Origin of the sequence: Nonomuraea sp. NPDC050643 (genome assembly GCF_040654715.1) — a bacterium.
Taxonomy (GTDB): domain Bacteria; phylum Actinomycetota; class Actinomycetes; order Streptosporangiales; family Streptosporangiaceae; genus Nonomuraea.
This window is the reverse complement of sequence record NZ_JBFAIM010000053.1, coordinates 63,516-83,175: the sequence shown is the minus strand read 5'-3', so window position 1 is coordinate 83,175 and position 19,660 is coordinate 63,516. Positions and strand designations below refer to the sequence as shown.

16 protein-coding genes are annotated in these 19,660 nt (G+C 71.4%); 11 read left to right on the top strand and 5 right to left on the bottom strand.

Annotated features, from left to right (window positions below; translation table 11 throughout):
• Positions 1-43 precede the first annotated feature (43 nt).
• The 7 genes from AB0I15_RS46905 to AB0I15_RS46875 all read left to right on the top strand — a co-directional run bounded on the left by AB0I15_RS46905 (position 44) and on the right by AB0I15_RS46875 (position 10,363).
• The gene (locus AB0I15_RS46905; protein ID WP_358111908.1) at positions 44-1,330 is read left to right on the top strand and encodes an MFS transporter; all 1,287 of its coding nucleotides are present in this window, start codon (positions 44-46) and stop codon (positions 1,328-1,330) included.
• Entirely contained in the window at positions 1,327-2,259 is a 933-nt protein-coding gene (locus tag AB0I15_RS46900; protein WP_358111905.1) for an NADP-dependent oxidoreductase, read from the top strand. The genes AB0I15_RS46905 and AB0I15_RS46900 overlap by 4 nt, the downstream gene beginning before the upstream one ends.
• A 141-nt stretch (positions 2,260-2,400) precedes the next feature.
• Positions 2,401-3,003, top strand: coding sequence for a DinB family protein (locus tag AB0I15_RS46895; RefSeq protein WP_358111902.1), 603 nt, complete (start codon positions 2,401-2,403; stop codon positions 3,001-3,003).
• 289 nt (positions 3,004-3,292) lie between these two features.
• Entirely contained in the window at positions 3,293-4,291 is a 999-nt protein-coding gene (locus tag AB0I15_RS46890) for a hypothetical protein (protein ID WP_358111899.1), read from the top strand.
• Between the two features lie 19 nt (positions 4,292-4,310).
• Positions 4,311-7,223 carry a peroxidase family protein gene (locus tag AB0I15_RS46885; protein WP_358111896.1) on the top strand — a complete coding sequence of 971 codons (2,913 nt, stop codon included), beginning with the start codon at positions 4,311-4,313 and terminating at the stop codon, positions 7,221-7,223.
• A 15-nt stretch (positions 7,224-7,238) separates the two neighbouring features.
• Positions 7,239-8,615 carry a hypothetical protein gene (locus tag AB0I15_RS46880; RefSeq protein WP_358111893.1) on the top strand — a complete coding sequence of 459 codons (1,377 nt, stop codon included), beginning with the start codon at positions 7,239-7,241 and terminating at the stop codon, positions 8,613-8,615.
• A 38-nt stretch (positions 8,616-8,653) separates the two neighbouring features.
• Positions 8,654-10,363, top strand: coding sequence for a thiamine pyrophosphate-binding protein (locus AB0I15_RS46875; RefSeq protein ID WP_358111890.1), 1,710 nt, complete (start codon positions 8,654-8,656; stop codon positions 10,361-10,363).
• Positions 10,364-10,393: 30 nt separating this feature from the next.
• Here the strand turns inward: AB0I15_RS46875 and AB0I15_RS46870 are convergent, their stop codons facing one another.
• Positions 10,394-11,215 (bottom strand): SAM-dependent methyltransferase, encoded by an 822-nt coding sequence (locus tag AB0I15_RS46870; RefSeq protein WP_358111886.1) that lies wholly within the window; start codon positions 11,213-11,215, stop codon positions 10,394-10,396.
• Between the two features lie 30 nt (positions 11,216-11,245).
• Positions 11,246-12,397: a LacI family DNA-binding transcriptional regulator gene (locus tag AB0I15_RS46865; protein WP_358111883.1), complete on the bottom strand. Its 1,152-nt coding sequence runs from the start codon at positions 12,395-12,397 to the stop codon at positions 11,246-11,248.
• A 241-nt stretch (positions 12,398-12,638) separates the two neighbouring features.
• On the opposite strand from AB0I15_RS46865, the gene AB0I15_RS46860 reads away from it, so the two are divergent.
• Both AB0I15_RS46860 and AB0I15_RS46855 read left to right on the top strand, forming a co-directional pair.
• Positions 12,639-12,863 (top strand): hypothetical protein, encoded by a 225-nt coding sequence (locus AB0I15_RS46860; RefSeq protein ID WP_358111880.1) that lies wholly within the window; start codon positions 12,639-12,641, stop codon positions 12,861-12,863.
• Positions 12,864-12,872: 9 nt separating this feature from the next.
• Entirely contained in the window at positions 12,873-14,174 is a 1,302-nt protein-coding gene (locus AB0I15_RS46855) for a glycosyl hydrolase (RefSeq protein ID WP_358111877.1), read from the top strand.
• 257 nt (positions 14,175-14,431) lie between these two features.
• Here AB0I15_RS46855 and AB0I15_RS46850 read toward each other — a convergent pair whose 3' ends face one another.
• The gene (locus AB0I15_RS46850) at positions 14,432-15,292 is read right to left on the bottom strand and encodes a TIGR03619 family F420-dependent LLM class oxidoreductase (RefSeq protein ID WP_358111873.1); all 861 of its coding nucleotides are present in this window, start codon (positions 15,290-15,292) and stop codon (positions 14,432-14,434) included.
• Between the two features lie 136 nt (positions 15,293-15,428).
• Between AB0I15_RS46850 and AB0I15_RS46845 the strand changes: the two genes are divergently transcribed.
• On the top strand, positions 15,429-17,300 hold the full coding sequence (locus AB0I15_RS46845; RefSeq protein ID WP_358111870.1) for a serine/threonine-protein kinase: 1,872 nt from the start codon (positions 15,429-15,431) through the stop codon (positions 17,298-17,300).
• A 24-nt stretch (positions 17,301-17,324) separates the two neighbouring features.
• Here AB0I15_RS46845 and AB0I15_RS46840 read toward each other — a convergent pair whose 3' ends face one another.
• Together AB0I15_RS46840 and AB0I15_RS46835 are read right to left on the bottom strand one after the other, a co-directional pair.
• Positions 17,325-18,143, bottom strand: a complete 819-nt coding sequence (locus AB0I15_RS46840; protein WP_358111867.1) for an ergot alkaloid biosynthesis protein — start codon at positions 18,141-18,143, stop codon at positions 17,325-17,327.
• The gene (locus AB0I15_RS46835; protein WP_358111864.1) at positions 18,136-18,573 is read right to left on the bottom strand and encodes a nuclear transport factor 2 family protein; all 438 of its coding nucleotides are present in this window, start codon (positions 18,571-18,573) and stop codon (positions 18,136-18,138) included. Before AB0I15_RS46835 ends, AB0I15_RS46840 begins: the two co-directional genes overlap by 8 nt.
• 122 nt (positions 18,574-18,695) lie before the next feature.
• On the opposite strand from AB0I15_RS46835, the gene AB0I15_RS46830 reads away from it, so the two are divergent.
• Positions 18,696-19,298, top strand: a complete 603-nt coding sequence (locus AB0I15_RS46830) for a TetR/AcrR family transcriptional regulator (RefSeq protein ID WP_358111861.1) — start codon at positions 18,696-18,698, stop codon at positions 19,296-19,298.
• Positions 19,299-19,660 lie beyond the last annotated feature (362 nt).

Here is a 19,660-nt window from a genome sequence, read left to right as displayed (position 1 = left end):
CGGAGCGAATCGATCCGCACAAATGAGAACGGGGAGGGGAACGATGAGATCCCCCTGGCGGCTCAACGTCGCCTTGTTCGTGTCCGGTCAGACCATGTCCCTGTTCGGCTCGATGGTCGTGCAGTACGCGGTGATGTGGTGGGTGACGCTCCAGACCCGCTCCGGGCTGGCGATGGCCCTCTACGTCGTGGCCGCCTTCGCGCCGCAGGGCGTGGTGGCGCTGTTCGGAGGCGTGCTCGCCGACCGGGTCGACCGCCGCGCGCTGGTGATGGCCGCCGACGGCGGGATCGCCCTGGCGACGCTGGTGCTGGCGTTGCTGATGGCCAACGGGGTCGACGACCTGTGGATCGTCCTGCTGGCCGTGGCGGTCCGGTCGGTCGGGGCCGGGGTCCAGACCCCTGCCGTACGAGCGATGATCCCGCAGATCGTGCCGGGCGAGCACCTCATGCGGGTGAACGGGATCTTCCACACCATCCAGTCCGCGATGGCGCTGCTGGCCCCGGCCGCGGCGGGCGCGATCTTCGCCGTCTTCGGCATCGTCCCCCTCTTCTTCCTCGACGTGGTCACGGCGCTGATCGGCATCGCCCTGCTCGGGCGGGTGTCCGTCCCGGCGTTGCGGCGGGCGGCGGAGGCCCGCTCCACGTATCGGCAGGACCTGGTCGAGGGGATGCGCCACCTGCGGACGCACCGGATCGTACGCTGGCTGCTCAGCGTGTACGCGATCACCTTCCTGCTCACCGTCGCGCCCTCGTACGTCACCCCGCTGATGGTCGCCCGTACGTTCGGCACGGACGAGTGGCTGCTGACGGTCCTGGAGCTGGCCTTCAGCTCCGGCATGCTGCTCGGCGGGGTCCTGATGTCCACGGTGCTGGCCAAGCGCGGCCGGATCGGGCTGATCATGGTCGCCACCTACGGCTTCGGGGCCGTCACCGTGGCGATGGGGCTGAGCACGAACGTGTGGGTGTTCTACGGCTTCATGTTCGCCTTCGGCCTGCTGGCGCCGCTGCTGGCCGCGCCGTTCACGACGCTGATCCAGGAGCGCGTCGAACCCGGCATGCAGGGCCGCGTGTTCAGCTACGTCAGCATCGTCTCGGCGCTGGCCACCCCGGCGAGCATGGTCGTGTTCGGCCCGCTGGCCGATGTGGTGAGCGTGCAGACCCTGCTGATCGCCGCCGGCCTGACGACCGTCGCCGTGATGGCGATCGCGACCCGCCTGCCGGACGGCCGCGCCACCGTCGCCGCCACCCGGTCCGCCACATCCCCTGCGTCCTCCACGTCCCAGCCCGTCCTCGGCGACGGGGCCCTGCCCCGGAAGGGAAGTACGAAATGATCTCCATGAAGGCCGCGGCCCTGTCGTCGTTCGGCGGGCCGGAGGTGCTGGCCCTGATGGACGTGCCGATCCCCCAGGCCGGGCCGGGTCACGTACGCGTCCGTGTGCTGTCGGCCGGGGTCAACCACTTCGACACGGGGATCAGGCGGGGCTGGGCGCCACCCTCGGTCGATACCTCCTTCCCGGTGATCCCGGGCAACGAGTTCGCCGGGGTCGTCGACCAGGTGGGCGACGGTGTCACCGGCAGCGCCACGGGCGACGAGGTCCTCGGATTCTGCACCTTGGGGGCGTATGCCGAATATGTGGTGGTCGCCGCGGAGCAGGTGGTGCGCAAGCCGCGGAGCCTCCCCTGGGACATCGCCGGCGGCTTCGCCGTCAACGGCATCGGCGCGCACCTGTGCCTGAGCGAGATGGGGGTGGCGCGCGGGGACACCGTGCTGATCCACGCGGCGGCCGGAGCCCTGGGCACCTTCGCGGTGCAACTGGCTCTGGCCTGGGGAGCCACCACCGTCATCGGCACCGCCGGCCCGGCCAACCACGCCTACCTGGCCTCCCTCGGCGCGGTTCCGGTGACCTATGGCGCGGAGCTGAGCGCCCAGGTCCGCGCCATCGCGCCCGGCGGCGTGGACACCGTCATGGACAACGTCGGCGGCGACACCCTGCGTGCCTCGGTCGGCCTGGTCAAGGAGAAGAAGCGCATCCGGACCATGATCGACGACGAGCTCGCGGCGGAGCTCGGCATCCCGGCCCTGACCCCGAAGCGGTCCATCCGGCAACTGGAGGAGGTCGCGGAGCAGTACGCACAGGGCAGGATCAAGCTGCACGTCCGGGAGGAGTTCCCGCTGGCGCGGGCCGCCGCGGCCCACCGCGCCATCGAGACCGGGCACGGCCGCGGGAAGATCGTGCTCCGCGTCGCCGCCACGCGATGACCGCTCCGCGTCGTCTCCACGCGATGACCGCCCCGCGTCGCCGCCACGCGATGACCGCCCCGCACCTGCCGGGACGGCCGGCGCGCCGCTCGCGTCGGAGCAGCGCTCCTCATTGTCGGCGCGGGCTGCCAGGATGTCGGCATGACCACATGGGAGCCGAAATCCGATCTTCACCATTATCTGCGGGTCGCTCGCGAAGCCCTGCTGTGGAAGCTCGACGGGCTTTCCGAATACGACATCCGCCGTCCGCGCACCCCCACCGGCACCAACCTGCTCGGGCTGATCAAACACGTGGCCACCGTGGAGTCAGGATATTTCGGCAACGTCTTCGGGCGGCCGTTCGCCGAGCCGCTGCCGTGGCTCGACGACGACGCCGAGCCCGACGCGGACTTGTGGGCGACCGCCGACGAGTCGCGCGAGGAGATCATCGGGCTCTACCACCGGGTCTGGGCGCACGCCGACGCGACGATCGACGCGCTGGCGCTGGACGCGGCCGGTGAGGTGCCATGGTGGCCGGAGGAGCGGCGCCGGGTGACGCTGCACCGCATCCTGATCCACGTGATCTCCGAGACCAACCGGCACGCCGGGCACGCCGACATCGTCCGTGAGCTCCTCGACGGGGCCGCCGGCCTGCGGGCGGACCACGACAACCTGGCGCCTGGCGACCAGGCCTGGTGGGAAGAGCGCCGGCTCCGGCTGGAGCAGGTGGCTCAGGCGGCCGGCCAGAGCGAGCCCCGCCCCTGAGCGAACGGGCGGGGCGCTGGTGATGCGGAACCCGTCGCCGGAGTCGGGGAAGCCGGTGAACAGGATGCCCAGCGGCATCGGGGGACGATGAGATCGGCCCGGCCACGCCGGGCGCCGGTCGGCAGGTGGCGCAGGCGGGGATTCCCGGCGCCCATCAGCGTCCGCCCAGAGCTTCACGCTTGCCGGCGCGGCAAGCGGACCTCCGGCTTGTGAATCGAGGGGAAAACTCGATTCACTCTTTAATCGCGCGAAGTTTTTCGCCTTATCGTCCGGGAATCTAACGCCTGTTTTGCTGGGCGGCCCGGAAAGTTCCATGGCGATGAATCCTCTGGAGGATGTGGCGGGAAAGGACGCGTGCTCATGGCGGCAGCGCGCCCTGGCGCACATCGCCGAGTTGCAGAGCCAGCTCGACGGACTCGACGGAGATTCCCCGCTGGCCCGTGGCGCGCAAAGGCATCTGAACGCGGCCAGGGAGGCCGCGGCGGGCAAACCGACCCTGGCGGGCGCCTGGTCGGGATTCGCCGTGGACCGCACCTGGGCGAACATCCACCAGGCGGAGGTCGCCCTTCTGCGGCTGATGCCGGACGAGGAGCTCCCGTGGTGGGGCAGCGACGTCCTCGCACGCGCCATGCAGCACCTGGGGAAGCAGGACCCGCGCCGGGCCAAGCTGCAGGAGCACCTTCGCCACCAGGACGGGAAGCTGACCCCGCAGGATCGCACCCTGGCGGTGATCACCCTGCAGGCGGCCAACATCTCCGCCCAGCAGGAGAAGGTACGCCTGCGCAGCTTTCGCAACACGCTCCTGGTGAGCACCGCCGTCATGGCGGCCATCGCCGTGATCGTGGGCGTGGTGGGATTCGTGCACCCGGCGGCGATGAAGCTCTGCTTCCACGACCCGGCGACCGGGCCCGCGTGCCCGATCGGCAACGCCCCGAGCAAGTGGGACGTGCCCGTCGTCGAGCTCGTCGGGCTGACCGCGGCCTCACTGGTGGGCGCCATCGGGCTGCGCCACATCTACGGGACCTCGGCGCCTTACACGCTGCCGATCGTCCTGTCGCTCCTGAAGCTTCCGGCCGGAGCCGTGTCCGCGGTCGTCGGCCTGCTGCTGATCCAAGGACGCTTCATTCCCGGGCTGAACAATCTCGATAACAGCGCGCAGATCATCGGCTGGGCGGCGGTTTTCGGAGCCGCCCAGCAAATCATCACCCGACTGGTGGACGAGCAGGGCCAAAATGTGCTCAGAAGCGTCCGGGACAGTTCGCGTGGTGCCGAAAAAGAAACGTCCTAGTGATGGCGACGGAGTTCATATGACTGAGCAGCAGGAGCGTCTCACCGGCGAATCCACGGAAAAGCGCGAATCGCCGCCGGCCGGCTACGAGCGTTATGTCGGAGGTGATCCCGAGGTCGAGCGGAAGATCTTCGAAAAGCTCGCCCGCGACCTCATGCGGGTCCAGCTCAAGATCAAGAAGCGCAGCGGCGCCGACGACGTCGACCGGACCTTTCACGCGAAGGCGATCCTCGGCGTCGAGAACGCCCGGCTGAGGTTTCACCCGGACCTCCCCGACGACCTGCGGACCGGCTTCGCCCAGGCGGAGGCCGAATATCCGGTCATCGTCCGGCTGTCCAACGCGAGCGGCGCCCGCCAGCCCGACTCCACCCCGGATCTGCGCGGCGCCGCGCTGCGCGTCCAGGCGGGCGCGGATCGAGCCCATGACCTGCTCATGACGAACTATCCGGTCTCGCACGCGCGCGACGCGCGCGAGTTCGTCGCCTTCGCGCGGGCCATGGCCGGCGCGGACTCGACCCTGCGCAAGGCGATCGGGGTGTTCGTCAAGCTGCCGTGGGCGGTGGGCTGGTCCAGCGCCACGCGCATGCGGCGCAACGTACGCGCGGGGACCGGACGCCCGGTGCGCAGCCTCGCGCTCGAGACGTACTGGAGCCGCGGCGCGATCCTGTGGGGGCAGGCCGGGCCGGTCCGCTTCCGGCTCCGCCCGGCCGCGGGCGCCCCGGTGGCGCCCCATCCGTCGCCGAGCGACCCCGACTACCTGGGGCACGAGCTGTCGGCGCGGCTCTCCGAGGCGGACGTCGTCTTCGACCTGTGCGTCCAGCGCTACGTGGACGCCAGGCGTACGCCCATCGAGAACGGCGGCGCCGACTGGACGGAGGAGGACGCGCCCGTCGTGTCCGTCGCGACGCTGACGATCCCGCGCCAGGATCTCGGCACCGCCGACGCCCGCGCCGTCGCGCTGCGCATCGACCGGCTCGCCTTCGACCCGTGGAACACCACCGACGAGTTCCGCCCGCTCGGCAACCTGAACCGCGCCCGCAAGGCCGCGTACGAGGCCGGCAGCGCCCATCGTCTCGGCCACCGGTTCATCACGCCGACGCCGCGGCGCAACCTCGTCGTCGGCGGCCTGCTGCGGAGGGTGTTCGGCGCACTCAACCGGGTCGTCCCCTGGCACAGGCTGCCGACCTGGGTCGGGCTGCTCAACGTCGAGACCATCCGGCAGGAGCTGCGCCGGGACAACCTGATCGACACGGAGGTCCGCGAGGCCGTGCCGAAGCCTCATCCGGTGCCCCCGCCCATCGACGAGAGCGTACGGGTCAGGCGCACCTACGACGGCACCTTCAACGACCTGTCCGCCCCGGAGATGGGAGCCCTCGGCTCGGCCTTCGGCCGTAATCTGCCGCCCGTCTACCGGCCCGATCTCTTCGACACGCCCAACCCGTTGATCGTCAGCAGAGAGCTGCTCCACCGCGACACCTTCATCCCGGCGCGGTCGCTGAACGTCATCGCCGCCGCGTGGATCCAGTTCCAGGTGCACGACTGGGTCGACCACCAGCGTCACCCGGCCGGTACGCAGAACGTCGAGGTGCCGCTGCCGTCCGGCGTGACCTGGACCAACACTCCGGGGGGAACGCCCGAGACGGTGATGCGTTTCGCCGACAACGTGGGCATGCGCCCGCCCGGCTACACGGGGCCGCCGATCCTGTCCGCCAACGCCGCCTCCCACTGGTGGGACGGCTCCGAGGTCTACGGCGGTGACGAGAGCGTCGCGAAGTCGCTGCGCGAGCCGGACGGCGGCGCGGCGCTGCTCCTGGAGGACGGCCACCTGACGCCCGGCCCGGACGGCATCCCGATCACCGGGTTCCGGGAGAGCTGGTGGCTCGGCCTCAGCGTCATGCACACCCTCTTCGCGCGCGAGCACAACGCCGTGTGCGAGGCGCTGCGGAGCGAGTACCCCCAGATGAGCGAGGACTCGGTCTACCACGTGGCCCGGCTCGTCGTCTCCGCCCTCATCGCCAAGATCCACACGGTGGAGTGGACGCCCGCGATCCTCGCCACCGACCTGATCGACATCGGCCTGACGGCCAACTGGTCGGGGCCGCCGCGGAACTGGCTGACCCACCTCGGGCTGTGGCTGGCCGACGAGCACGCGCTCACCGGCATCCCGCGAACCCTGCCCGACCACCACGAGGTGCCCTATTCGCTCACCGAGGACTTCGTCACCGTCTATCGGATGCACCCGCTGATCCCCGACGACTACGAGATCGCCGACCACAGGTCCGGCCGGACGCTCGAGACCCTGGGCTTCAACGACGTGCTCGGCGCGGCCGCGGAACCCCTCATGCGCAGGGCGGGCCTGGCGAACTCGCTCTACTCGCTGGGCATCGCCCATCCGGGGGCGATCACCCTGCGCAACTTCCCGCGCGCGCTCCAGGCGTTCGAGCGGGACGGGGAGATCATCGACCTGTCCGTGGTCGACCTCGTGCGTACGCGCCGCCGCGGTGTTCCGCGCTACAACGACTTCCGCGCCGGCCTGCACAAGCCGCGCCTGCGGCGGTTCGAGGACCTCACCTCCGATCCGGACACGCTGGCCCGGCTCAAGGACGTCTACCGTACGGTCGACGACATCGACACGGTGGTCGGGCTGTTCGCGGAGAACCCGCCCGAGCGCTTCGGCTTCAGCGACACGGCCTTCCGGATCTTCATCCTCATGGCCAGCCGCCGGCTGCAGAGCGATCGTTTCCTCACCGTCGACTTCAGGCCCGAGATCTACACCCCGCTGGGGCTGGACTGGATCGAGCGCAACGGCATGACCAGCGTCATCCTGCGCCACTGCCCCGATCTGGCGGGTTTCCTGCCGCGGACGGCGAGCGCCTTCGCGCCGTGGCGTCCGGCGGTGTCCGACGAGCACGCCGGCATCAGGCGCGACTGAAAGCGAGGCCGACCAATGTCCGTGAAGCCGGAGACGAGCAGGCAGGAGGGGCTGGCGGAGCTGCTGTCCAGGCCCCTGCTGGAGACCATCTGGAAGCGGCGGACCCACCGGGTCAGCCGCGGCGCGTCCGTTCCGGCCGGCTCGATGAGCTACCGGTCGCCGCACCGCCCGATGCCGCTGACGGAGCTGGAGGAGGCGGTGCTCATCGCGCTCACCGGCTGCTCCGGCCTCACGATGCCGGACCGGCCGTTCGAGGACCCGCGCGACGGCGAGCCCATCATGGCCAAGCCGAACCTGCACATGACGGGCCGGACGGCGGGCAGCACCGACAACGCCCACGGCACCCACTTCTTCATGATCAATGACAGCGGCACGTACTTCCTGAGGACGCTGCCGCCGGCCCCCGGCCTGCCCTTCGACGCCGCCACGCTGGTCGAGCGGGCCCGCCAGGCCAAGGTGCGGGTCCTTCCGCACCGTCTCGACGTGATGGAGGGGATGCGCGACTTCCCGGCCTATCTCGACTCCAACCGCTTCCTGTCCAACCTGCCGGGCACCACGATCTTCCTGCCCGTGGTCGACATCTCCCACCAGTACATCAACGCGCTGATGTACCTGCTCACCCAGCCGGACGGGGCCCGGCCGACCTTGGTCGACGACCGCAACTTCTACCGCCCGGCGGGCGTGCGGAAATGGGTGAAGAACGGGTTCCTGAACCCGGACCTCAAACTGCCGCTCGGAATCCTGGGGCCGATGCGCACCCAGGTCGAGGCCGACCTGCTCGTACAGAACCTGATGCTGACCGCCGACGCCATGGGGCTCGGCGCCTGGATCCACGCCTCGCTCCACCCGCAGATCGCGCTGGGCGACCCGAAGTTCTCCCGGGCCTACGGCCGGATGCTCGGCTTCGACTTCGTCGTGCCGCGCTTCCGGCTCGCCGACATCCCGCGCTGGCACGTGCCACTGCCGAAGTACACCGCCCTGCGCTCCCACCCGATCGGTCTCCGGGCCGCCGGAGAGCATCTCATCAAGGCCGCCTGCCCGCCCAACTACTCCTCGATGGAGGAGGCCGTCGAAAGCGTCGTACGGGCGAAGTTCGGGCCGGACGGCATCTACTCCGACCAGAGCACCTTCGCCCGCATCTACAAGGGCGACCACGGGCGGCGTTATCTGGCGGAGGCGGGCGAGTACGACCGGCCGGTGATCGAGTGCGTGCGGGACATCTGCGTGTACCTGCACGAGACGCACGGCCGGTTCCCCGCCCACACCGACGCCATTCACGTGCCCGGCATCTGGCTGCAGACCCACCACGTCGAGTCGGAGTACTACGAGCGGTTCTTCGAGAACGGGACGACCGACGCGCACGCGCGGCACGACGCGCGCTGGCACGCATAGCGGCACCCGGCCACATGGCCGCCGCCAGGGAAGGAACCATGAAAGTTTACGAGGCCATCGTCAAAGGGCTGGAAGACGTCGGGGTGGAGGCCGCCTTCGGCGGTGCCGGGGAGAACGCGGCCGGGCTGATGCTGGCGCTGAAGCATTCGCCGCGGATCCGGCCGATCATCACCCGGCACGAGCAGGCGGCGTCGTTCATGGCGTGCGGGTACGCGATGTACACCGGCAGGCTCGGGTTCTGCTTCGCCACGGCCGGGCCGGGAGCGTTCAACCTGATCTCCGGGCTGGCCATGGCGATGTCCGACTCCTACCCGGTGCTGGCCGTCTCGGGGTACGCGTCCAGGAAATGGCAGGGTTGGGGCTCGCTCAACGAGACCTCGGGCCTGAACGGGACCCCCGACTCGCGGGCGGTGTTCGCGGCCACGACCAAGAAGTCCTTCTTCCTGGCCGACGCCGCGGACACGTTCGACGTGTTCGAGGAGGCGGTCAACGTCGCGTTCGAGGGGCGGCCCGGGCCGGTGCACATCCATGTGCCGCTCGACCTGACCGAGCGCGGCGTCGAGGTCACGAACGCGCGGCCGGTCAGGCTCGACGTCGCGCCGGTCCTGCCCGACCCGGCCCGTGTGGAGGAGATCGCGTCGGTGCTGGCGGAGGCCATCGGCAGGCGGAGGCGCATCGTCGTGCTCGCCGGTTTCGGCGCCGTCAGGAGCGGCGCGGGGCCGGAGATCAGGCGGCTGATCGAACGGTTCCAGATCCCGCTGCTGACCACGCTCGACGGCAAGGGCATCGTGTCCGAGGGGCACCCGCTCGCGTTGGGCGTCTTCGCCGACAGCGGCCACTCGAGCGCCTGGAAGGCCTTCCGCGAGGCCGACGTCGTGCTGTGCGTCGGCAACTCCCTCAACCAGCACGCCACGTTCAACTACCGCGACGACCTGTTCACCGGCAAGACCCTCATCTCGGTGAACATCTCGGAGACCGAGTTCCGCAGGGCCTACAAGCCGGACCACGCGCTCCTGTCCGACGCGCGCCCGGCGGTGGCCGCGCTCGCCGACGCGCTGGAGCGGAAGGTCGGCGAGGTGCCGCCCGCCACGGTCCACGGCAAGAACTACGAGGCCAGGAACATCATCCACCTGACCGGGAAGATCCATCCGGGAGAGCTCGCCCAGGCGATCGGGCGGATGCTGCCCGAGCGCGCCGTCCTCCTCGCCGACGCGGGCGCGCATCTGGCGTGGCTCGGCTACTACGTGGAGCTCGAAGAGGGCCAGAACTTCCGCAAGGCCGGGTCGTTCGGGCCGATGGCCGGGCATGTCAACGGCGCGATCGGGCTGAAGGTGGCCCAACCGGAGCGGACGGTGGTGGTCGGCTGCGGCGACGGGTGCTATGCGTTGTCCGGCTTCGAGCTGATGACCGCCGTCGAGCACGACATCCCCGTCATCTGGGTCATCTTCGACGACCAGGAATTCAAGCTGATCAAGCTCTATCAAATCGCCGAATACCAGGAGACCGGGCTCGTCGAATTCCAGAATCCGGACTTCGCCGCGTACGCGCGCGCCTGCGGCGCGGACGGCTACCGGGTGGAGACGCTCGAGGAGTTCGAGGACGCCTTCCGCCGTTCCCTGGCCTCCGGCCGCCCCACGGTGATCGACGCCAGGATCACCCGCTGGGCCGTCCCCCACTACAGTCCCTCACCGGACGGGGTGATCGCCGGCCTGGTCGAGATCCTCGAGGACCGCCTCAGGCAGGGCTGACCGCGACGGGCCCACCTGGTCCGCCGGTGGTTACGGGACGCGGCCAACGGCGCCCAGGATGCCGCCCTTCTCCATCCCCGGGGGGATGAACGGGTCGTCGTTGCGCCAGTCCTGCACCGGTACGACGCCGGGTTCGAGCAGTTCGAGCCCGTCGAAATAGCCGCACACCGTGTCGCGGTCGCGCCAGTGCAGCGCGCCGGAGGTCGTACGCCGGTAGATGTTCTCGGTCTCGATCTTCCGGTCGAGGGTGCTCTGGCCGCGCTCCACGTACGCGTGCGAGATGATCAGATGGCTCCCCGGCACCAGCGGCTCCCGCAGCGTCTCGACGATGCCGGCCACCTCGTCGTCGCCGCCGAAGAAGTGGAACAGCGCGACGGCCAGCACCGCCACGGGCCGGCTGAAGTCGAGGTGGTGGGCGGCGGCGGCCAGGAGCCCCTTGGGATCGTGCGCGTCGCCCTCGATGATCACCGTGTCGGGGTTGTCGGCCAGCAGCGCCCGCGCGTGGACCAGCACGATCGGGTCGTTGTCGGAGTAGACGACCTTGGCGTCGGGGATGATCCGGTGCGCGACCTGGTGCACGTTGTCCTGGGTGGGCAGGCCGGTGCCGATGTCGAGGAACTGCCGCACGCCGGCCCTGGCCACCGTCTCCACGGCGCGGACCAGGAAGCCCCGGTTCGCCCGGGCCATCTCGCGTACGTCCGCGCCGGCCTGGCTGCTCAGCGCGAGGACCTTCTCGGCGGCCTCCCGGTCGACGGGGAAGTTGTCCTTCCCGCCCAGGAAGTAGTCGTACATCCGGGCGACTGTGGGGACGGTCGGGTCGATCTTCCCCGGAGGTCGCTCACGCTCGGTCACGCCACACCTTTCCTCGCTAATGACCGCATCCTATGGGGAATCAGCGGACATCTGATCAGGATCGGTGTTTTTCGGAGGAATCATCCCAGCCAGTGGACACTCTGTGCCACGTACGCCGGGCGGGGCGGTGCTGCCGCGGACGACGAGTTCGGGCGTGGGGGCCTGGAGGGTTCGGGGGGCGGGGCGCTCGGCGATGACGTGGAGCAGTTCGGTCGCGGTGAGGGTGCCGAGCGCGTAGGTGTCGCGGGTCAGGGCGGTGATGGGGGGATGGGGAAGCCGGGTGATGATCGAGTCGTCGAAGGACACGATCGACAGCTCACCGGGGACCGGCACCGTCATCTCGGTGGCCACGCCGAGCCCCGCCGCCGCCATGACGTCGCTGTCGTAGACGATCGCGGTGCAGCGGGGGGTGGCCGTCAGCAGGCCGCGGGTGGCCAGGGCGCCCTGCGTGTCGGAGTAGTCGGTGGCGACGCTGACGACCTCGATGCCCAGCGTGTCGCGGGCGTCGGTGAGGGCCTGGAGACGGCGGCGCGTGTGCTGGTAGGAGGGGATGCCGCTGACGTGGCCGACCAGCCGGTGCCCGAGTGTGGCCAGGTGGTGGAGGATGCGGGTCATCGCCGTGTGGTCGTCGACCCAGACGCTGGTCAGCGGCAGGGGCGCACCGTGTCCGCCGAGGATGACGGCGGGCACGCGCAGGCCGGCGATGAGCTCCGGCCGGCGGTCGTCGACCTCGAGGTCGAGGAGCACGAGCCCGTCGACGCGGTTCTCGGCGGCCCAGCGGCGGTAGACCGCCATCTCCGCCTGGACGTCCTCGACGATGAGGAGTTGCGTGGCGACGCCGTCGGTGGACAGCCGGGACTGCAGGCCGGACAGGAAGTGGGCGAAGAACGGCTCGACGCCCAGGGTGCGGGCGGGGCGGGTGATGACGAGGCCGACCGCGTCGTTGTTGGCGCCTTTGAGGGCGCGGGCGGCGCGATGGGGGCGCCAGTTGAGCTCCTCGGCGACCTGGAGGATGCGCCGGCGGGTCGTCTCGCTGAGTCCGGGCCGGGCGTTGAACGCCAGGGACACCGCCGACACCGAGACGCCCGCCAGGCGCGCGATGTCGGTGCTCCGCAGCCGGGCCGGAGCGGCCGGCAGGCCGGCGAAGTCGCCGAGCGGGACCCGGTCGTCGTTCGGCGGCATTCGCTCCTCCATCGATGGCTGACCGCTCGTCGTTATGCAAACGTGATGGCGGCTCCGGATGGCCACCCAACTAAAACGTATTAGTGTGCCGTGATCGTAACGTACTAAAACGTATTAGCTCCCTTGTCACCTCTCCGCTACGGAGAGCCATGAGATGCGCGGTCACCTGGGCCCCCGGCCGCGCACCCGCCGACGCACCCCTCGCGCCCCATCGCATGACGCTTCGAGGAAGGGATCATCGATGACCACTACCGGAAAGGGCCGGGCCCTGATCGCGGGGCTGGCCCTGGGATCGCTGCTGCCGTCCGGTTGCGGCGGCGGTGAGCGGGCGCCGCGGGCCGGCGCCGCCGCGGGGGCGCTCCCGGACCTCGTGGACATGGGCCCCGAGGCCGCCTCCACCCTGGCCCAGGCCGGCGTCCTGCGCTGCAGCGCTACTTCTTCCGCGGGCTCGAAGCGGGAGGCTTGAAAGGTTGACATGCTGAAATTCGGGGTCAATTACACGCCGTCCCAGGACTGGTTCTACTCCTGGCTGGATCCGGACTGGCAGGCCACCCGGCGTGACATGGCCGCCCTGGCGGGGCTCGGCCTGGACCATGTCCGGATCCTGCCGCTGTGGCCCGTCCTGCAGCCGAACCGGACACTGATCCGCCGCCGGGCCCTGGACGATGTGCGCCGCGTCGTCGAGATCGCCGGTGAGGCCGGCCTGGACGCCAGTGTGGACGTGCTCCAGGGGCACCTGTCGGGGTTCGACTTCGTACCGGCCTGGCTGACCGACTGGCACCGGCGCAGCATGTTCACCGACGCCGACGCGGTGGCGGCGCAGGCCGCCCTGGTCGACGCGCTCGACGAGCACCTGCACGACCTGCCGAACTTCCTCGGCCTGACCCTGGGCAACGAGGTCAACCAGTTCGCCTCCGCCGTACACCCCAGCCCGATGGCCGCCACCCCGCGGCAGGTGACCGCCTGGCTGCGCGCGCTGCACGGCGACGGTCCCCGCGACCGGCGTCATTTCCGGCTCAACGCCGAGTACGACGCGGTCTGGTACGCCGACGACCACCCCTTCACCCCCGCGCATTCGACCCGGCACGGCCGGATGAGCGTGATCCACTCGTGGATCTTCAACGGCACCGCGCAGGGCTACGGCCCGATGTCGTACGAGAGCGTCAGCCACGCCCTCTACCTCATCGAGCTGTCGCGCGCGTTCGCCCTCGACGCCGCCCGCCCGGTGTGGCTGCAGGAGGTGGGCGCGCCGCTCAACCACCTCACCGAGGAGCAGGCGCCCGACTTCTGCGAGCGCACGGTACGGGCGGCCACCGACAGCGCCGCCCTGTGGGGCGTCACCTGGTGGTGCTCCCACGACGTGGAACGCCGGCTCGCCGACTTCCCCGACCTGGAGCACAGCCTCGGCCTGATCGCGGCCGACGGCACGGTCAAGCCGATCGGCCGCCGCTTCGCCGACCTGGCCGCGGAGCTGCGCGAACGCGCCCGCCCCTGCGGGCGTAACGAGGCCGTCGTCGTCCCCGTGGGCGCCGACGACGTCCCCGTGTCCAGGGCGGAGCTGTCCCCCGGTGGCGGCGTCTTCGAGACCTGGATGGCGCGCGCCCGCGCCGGAGCCCGGCCCGCCCTGGTCACCTCCACGGTCGCGGGCGATCCGGCGGCGCTGCGGGCGCGCGGCGTCGAAACCCTCGTCCACGCCACCCCGACCGGCCGCACGTACTACAGCTCGGTCAGCGACGGTGCGGTCCTCGACCGGATCGCCGCCCATGCCGACCACTGACGCGCCCGGCCCCGGCGACGCGGCGGAGCGCCCGAGCGGCCCCGCCCCTTCCCGACAGTGAGGAGTTGTGATGATCTCCCCGCCTCGGCGGTGACGGTCAACGGGGCCACCCTCACCTTCTCCCGGCCGGCGCTGCCCGACCGGCACACCCTGACCGTGCTGCGCGGCGACTGACCGATCGGCCTCCACGGAACGCGCGAGGGGCGGTGCGGGCCGCCCCTCGCGTCGCTGCGCGGTGGGCGGTCGTCGCGGTCCGGTCAGCGGGCGGCGAGCCGCCCGATGCGTTCCACCATCTCTTCGGGGTCGGCGTCGAACGGCTGCCAGAGCACGTGATCCACGCCCATCCCCCGCACCTCGGCCAGGTCCTCGGCGACCTGCTCCGCGGAGCCGGTCAGCGGCATCCGTTCGTCCAGCGCCTTGTCCGTGATCTCCCCGTTGACCTGGACCACCAGCGGTCCCTGGCCCTCGCCGTAGGCGTCCACGGCCTGCCTGAGCTGCTCCCAGGCGAACCCCACCACGGTCAGCCCCACCCCGAGCCTGGCGGCCCGCTCGATCGCGGCCGGCGCGGCGGCCCCGGCCAGCAGCGTCAGCCCGGTGGGTTTGGGGCCGATCTGCGACTCGGGGATGGTGTAGAAACGGCCGTCGAAGCGTACGGGGTCGGGGCCCCAGCAGGCGCGCATGGCGGCGATGTGCTCCTCGAAGCCCGCGCCGCGCCGGCCGACCGGAACGCCGGCCGCGTCGAACTCCTGCTGCATCCACCCCTGCCCGAGGCCGATCATGGCACGCCCGCCGCTGAGCCGGTCGAGCGTGGCCAGCCGTTTGGCCAGCACGACGGGGGCGTGGAAGAGCGCGTCCACGACGCTCGTGCCGAGCCTGATCGTGCTGGTGCCGGCCGCGACGAAGGCCAGCGTCTCCAGAGGGTCGTAGACGACGGCGAGGTTGTCGGGTAACGGCATGCTCTGGTCGGTGCCGGCGACCATCGCCTCCGCGGGCCGCAGCAGGCGCTCGTACGTCCACACCGCACCCAGCCCGGCTCGCTCGGCCGCCTGGGCCACCCTCATGATCGCTTCCGGACTCGCGTGCCGCCCCGACGTGGGGAGGCCGATTCCGAGATCCATGTCCCGCTCCTTTCTCCTACTGGTTTGACCCGTGTCACCAGGAAAAGTCATCGGTTCACGGACCGCCCCGGGTGCGAACTTTGTCCAGGCGAGGCGCATCGAACCACGCGTAATCGAAGATCGGTGGAGTGAGGGTATGGCGACGGCACTGCTCGACGGTGATCCGCAACGGCTGGGGCCGTACTGGCTGGCCGGGCGCCTGGGCGCGGGCGGCCAGGGCGTGGTCTACGAGGCCTACACGGAGGACGCCCGCCGCGTCGCCATCAAGGTCCTGCACAGCGACCAGGCCGCCCAGCTCGGCAGGGAGGCGACGGCCGCGCGGCGGGTGGCCTCGTTCTGCACCGCCGGCGTGCTCGACGCCCGGTTGGAGGGGCCCCGGCCGTACATCGTCAGCGAGTACGTCGAGGGGCCGAGCCTGCGGCAGGTCGTCGCCGCTGGCCGCCGGTTCGCGGGCGGCGACCTGCACCGCCTGGCCACCGCCATCGCCACCGCCCTGACCGCCGTCCACGAGGCGGGCGTGATCCATCGTGACCTCAAGCCGGACAACGTGCTGCTCGGCCCGGACGGCCCGCGAGTGATCGACTTCGGCATCTCCCGGACGATGGAGATGTCGCTCACCGAGACCGGCCTGGTCACGGGCACGCCGACGTACATGGCTCCCGAGGTGTTCACCGGGCACCGGGCGGGCGCGCCCGCCGACGTGTTCGCGTGGGGCGGCATCGTGATGTTCGCCGCCACCGGCACCGACCCGTTCCAGGCCGAGAGCCTGGGCGGGGTGATGCACCGCGTGCTGTCGGCCAGCCCCGACCTGAGCGTGCTGCCGCGGTCGCTGCACCCGCTGGTGGCCGCCGCCCTGGCCAAGGATCCGCTCGACCGGCCGACCGCTCGCGAGCTGCTGCTCGCCCTGGTCAGCGGTGGCGGTCGGATGGACATCGCCCGGCTGCTCGCCGAAGGCGGCCGGGAGGCCACCGGGATCACCGCGCCGGGCGACGACCCCGCGCTGGGCACGCTGGCGGAGCAGGCGTACGCGATGCTCGGGCCCGCCGAGCGGGAGCTGGCGGCCGAGGTGTTCCTGCGGCTGATCACGGTGGACGAGCACGGAGACCTGACCGTACGGCGGGCGGCCCAGGACGAGCTCCTGCACGGGAGAGCGCCGCAGGAGGCGGCGGCGGTCAACCGGATCCTGGAGGTGTTCGCGTACCTCCTGTCCAGGGACGGCGGGGAGGTCTGGCTGGCCCGGCCGGCTCTGACGCACGCCTGGCCCAGGTTCAGGCGCTGGATCGACACCAACCGCGACGGGCTGGCGGTGCACCGGGAGATCCGCACGGCGGCGCGCCGGTGGGACGGGTCCGGCCGGCGCGACGGCGATCTGTACCGTGGCAGCAGCCTGGAGAACGCCCTGCGGTGGGCCGCCAACGCGCGGCGCGACATCACGCTGACCCCGGTGGAGCGGGGTTTCCTCGAGGCGAGCGCGGACCGGGCCAGGCGCGGCGCCCGGCGGGCCCGGCTGGTGTCGCTCAGCCTCGGCGGGCTGCTGGTGATCTCGGTGGTGGCCGGCGGGCTGGCCGTGCAGCAGGGCATGGTCGCCGACCGGCGCGCCGAGGAGATCGCCGTGGCGCTCGGCAGGTCGGAGGCGACCCGGCTGGCCGCGCTCGCGCCGCAGGTACGCCTCACGGATTCGCTGCTGGCGATGCGGCTGAGCGTCGCGGCGTGGAGCCTTAACCACACGCCGCACACGAGGGCGGGGCTGGTGACGGCGCTCGCCCAGCGCGAGCGGGCGGTGTTCGCGGCTCCGGCGGGCGCGGGCGACACGGTCCGGGCATTCGGCCCCGACGGACGCACCCTGGCCGGCGTCGTCACCGTCGACCTGAACGGGACGGTGCGCACGCACGCCGTCGGGCCCGCGGGCGTCGTCCGGGCGATCTGCGAGCGGGCGGGCGGATCCCTCACCCGCGCCGAGTGGGCGGCGTACGTCCCGGCGCTCCCGTACCGCGAGGGCTGCCCCTGAGTCTCACCTGCTCTGGCCGGGGCTTCACCGGAGCTCGCGGGCGCAGAACTCGCGGAACGTGCGCGCCGGGCGGCCGGTGACGCGCTCGACGGTGCCGGTGACCCGGTCTTCCGAGCCGCCGCCGATGCCGGTGTCCAGCGCGGCGAGCGTGGCGGCGAAGTCGGGGGGCAGGCCGTGTGCGGCGAAGTGCCGGGCGAGCTCGTCCGCGGTGACGGCCCTGTGGCGCAGTGGCCTGCCGGTGCGCCGGGTGAGGGCCGCGGCGACGTCGGCGTAGCTCAGCGGCTCGGGGCCGGTGAGGACGTGCTCGGTGTTGTGCGGCGCCTCGTCGATCAGGGCGTGCCCGGCGACGGAGGCGATGTCGCCCGCGTCGATGAAGGCCACCCGGCCCTGCCCGGTCGCGGAGAGGAGCTCGCCGTCGCGCGCCCTGAGGGCGAGGGCGTCGCCGGCGAAGTTCTGCATGAACCACGACGCCCGCAGGACCGTCCACTCGGGCACGCCGTCGCGGACCAGGCGGTAGAGCGCGCCGAGCCCTGTCGCGCCCTCCGGCACCGCTGACGAGCCGAGCAGCACCACGCGCCGGACGCCCTGTCGGGCGGCCTCGTCCAGGAACGGCGCCACGAGCGGGGCGGGCTCGGCCACGCCGATGGGGGCGACGAGGTAGACGGCTCCGGCCCCGGACAGCGCGGGCGCGTGGGTCTCCGGGGCGGCCCAGTCGAAGCGCACGTGCCCGGCGAGGTCGTGCCGGCGGCTCGCCGGACGTACCGGGACGCCGCGGTCGCGCAGGAACGCGGCCACCCGGGAGCCGGTGGTGCCGGTCGCGCCGATGACGAGGACGTCAGCCATCGAGGCCGCCGGCGAACGCGGTGGTGAGGGCGTCGGCGCCGCCCATGACCTCGGCGGCGGCCTGGGGGTTCCAGTAGTCGCGGTAGTGCTGGATCTCGCCGTCCCGCACGGTGATGACGGCGATGTAACGCAGCCGGTACGGCTTCCCCGTGGCGACCACGAGCCCGGCGGCCTCGAACTCGGCGATCACCACCTCCGGGTCGACGCTCTGGTGCACCGCCCGCTCGGTGATCTCGCGGACGTCGAGCAACTCGGGATAGCCGCGCAGGTACTCCTGGATCGCGGCACGGCCTTCGACGCGCTCGGGGTAGCCGGGCGGCGCGAAGGGGAACTCGATCACGCCGGCCTCCGCCCACAGCCCGGCGAAGGCCCGCATGTCCTTGGCCAGGAGCCGCTCCAGGGCGTGTTCCACCAGCTCACGAGGGTTCATCGGGCACTCCTTACCTTTGGACGGTACGGTACCGTCCCGACCACAAGCTACACGGGACGGACCCGTATCGTCCACTCGATGCACAGGACGGACCCGTACCGTCCACTCGCTACACTCGTCGCATGACCCGCCGCCCGCCCACCGGCGCAGCCGTGCTGCAGCCGACGGTCACCAGCGCGATCGTCGAAGCCGCCCTCGGCGAACTGGCCGAGCAGGGCTACGCGCGGCTGTCCATGGAGGCGGTCGCCCGGCGGGCGGGCGTCGGCAAGAGCGCGCTGTACCGCCGCTGGCGGTCCAAGCGGGAGATGGCGATCTCGGTGATCGCCGAGTTCAGCCTGGAGCAGGTCGTCGTCCCCGACACCGGCTCGCTCCGCGGCGACCTGCGCGCGAGCCTCGACTCACTGCTCGGCTGGCTGAGCCATCCCCGTTTCTCCCGGATCATGCCCGACCTGGTCACCGAGGTGGCCCGCGACCCGGAGCTGGCCGAGGTCGTGGAGGCCATGGTCGGCACGCCGAAGCGCGAGCGGAGCGTGGTGATGCTCCAGCGCGCGATCGAGCGCGGCGAACTGCCGCCGGAGACCGATCTGGAGCTCGCCCTCGACCTCATCGCCGCGCCGGTCTACTGGCGGCTCGTCGTCCGGTCCGCGGAGCCGGGCGCGGACTATCTCGACAGGCTCACCGACCTGCTCCTGCGCGCGCTCACCGGCAATACGCCCGCGAAATGACGGGCGTCCGTTCCTCGGCCAGGCGGGCGGCCTGAATACGGCGCTGGTTGGAAAACGCCCCCGGGCCTACCGCAGAAGTTGACCCGGAATTCGACTGCCAGACTGACGTACCGCTCCGGGCCGGCGTGTTCTCATCGTCGAAGAACGCGAGATATTCGCACGCGGGGCCGGCGCGAATGACAGGGGCCGATCCGGTCTGACGGCCGACGGTGTCCTGGCCGGTTTCCACGTACCGGTCGGGGGCGCGTCGTGATCGCCTGCGCCCGTCGCGAGCCGGCCCTGTCCAGCCGAGCGAAAAGACGTGATCAGATGAGCCGAACGAGCGACTTTCCCTTCGAGCCTGGCCCATTCGGCGCTCCTTC

Excerpts from the sequence above, each read along its gene's own strand:
- AB0I15_RS46905 (WP_358111908.1), top strand. The coding sequence starts at position 44 with ATGAGATCCCCCTGGCGGCTCAACGTCGCCTTGTTCGTGTCCGGTCAG.
- AB0I15_RS46900 (WP_358111905.1), top strand. The coding sequence starts at position 1,327 with ATGATCTCCATGAAGGCCGCGGCCCTGTCGTCGTTCGGCGGGCCGGAG.
- AB0I15_RS46895 (WP_358111902.1), top strand. The coding sequence starts at position 2,401 with ATGACCACATGGGAGCCGAAATCCGATCTTCACCATTATCTGCGGGTC.
- AB0I15_RS46885 (WP_358111896.1), top strand. The coding sequence starts at position 4,311 with ATGACTGAGCAGCAGGAGCGTCTCACCGGCGAATCCACGGAAAAGCGC.
- AB0I15_RS46880 (WP_358111893.1), top strand. The coding sequence starts at position 7,239 with ATGTCCGTGAAGCCGGAGACGAGCAGGCAGGAGGGGCTGGCGGAGCTG.
- AB0I15_RS46875 (WP_358111890.1), top strand. The coding sequence starts at position 8,654 with ATGAAAGTTTACGAGGCCATCGTCAAAGGGCTGGAAGACGTCGGGGTG.
- AB0I15_RS46865 (WP_358111883.1), bottom strand. The coding sequence starts at position 12,397 with ATGCCGCCGAACGACGACCGGGTCCCGCTCGGCGACTTCGCCGGCCTG.
- AB0I15_RS46860 (WP_358111880.1), top strand. The coding sequence starts at position 12,639 with ATGACCACTACCGGAAAGGGCCGGGCCCTGATCGCGGGGCTGGCCCTG.
- AB0I15_RS46855 (WP_358111877.1), top strand. The coding sequence starts at position 12,873 with ATGCTGAAATTCGGGGTCAATTACACGCCGTCCCAGGACTGGTTCTAC.
- AB0I15_RS46850 (WP_358111873.1), bottom strand. The coding sequence starts at position 15,292 with ATGGATCTCGGAATCGGCCTCCCCACGTCGGGGCGGCACGCGAGTCCG.
- AB0I15_RS46845 (WP_358111870.1), top strand. The coding sequence starts at position 15,429 with ATGGCGACGGCACTGCTCGACGGTGATCCGCAACGGCTGGGGCCGTAC.
- AB0I15_RS46840 (WP_358111867.1), bottom strand. The coding sequence starts at position 18,143 with ATGGCTGACGTCCTCGTCATCGGCGCGACCGGCACCACCGGCTCCCGG.
- AB0I15_RS46835 (WP_358111864.1), bottom strand. The coding sequence starts at position 18,573 with ATGAACCCTCGTGAGCTGGTGGAACACGCCCTGGAGCGGCTCCTGGCC.
- AB0I15_RS46830 (WP_358111861.1), top strand. The coding sequence starts at position 18,696 with ATGACCCGCCGCCCGCCCACCGGCGCAGCCGTGCTGCAGCCGACGGTC.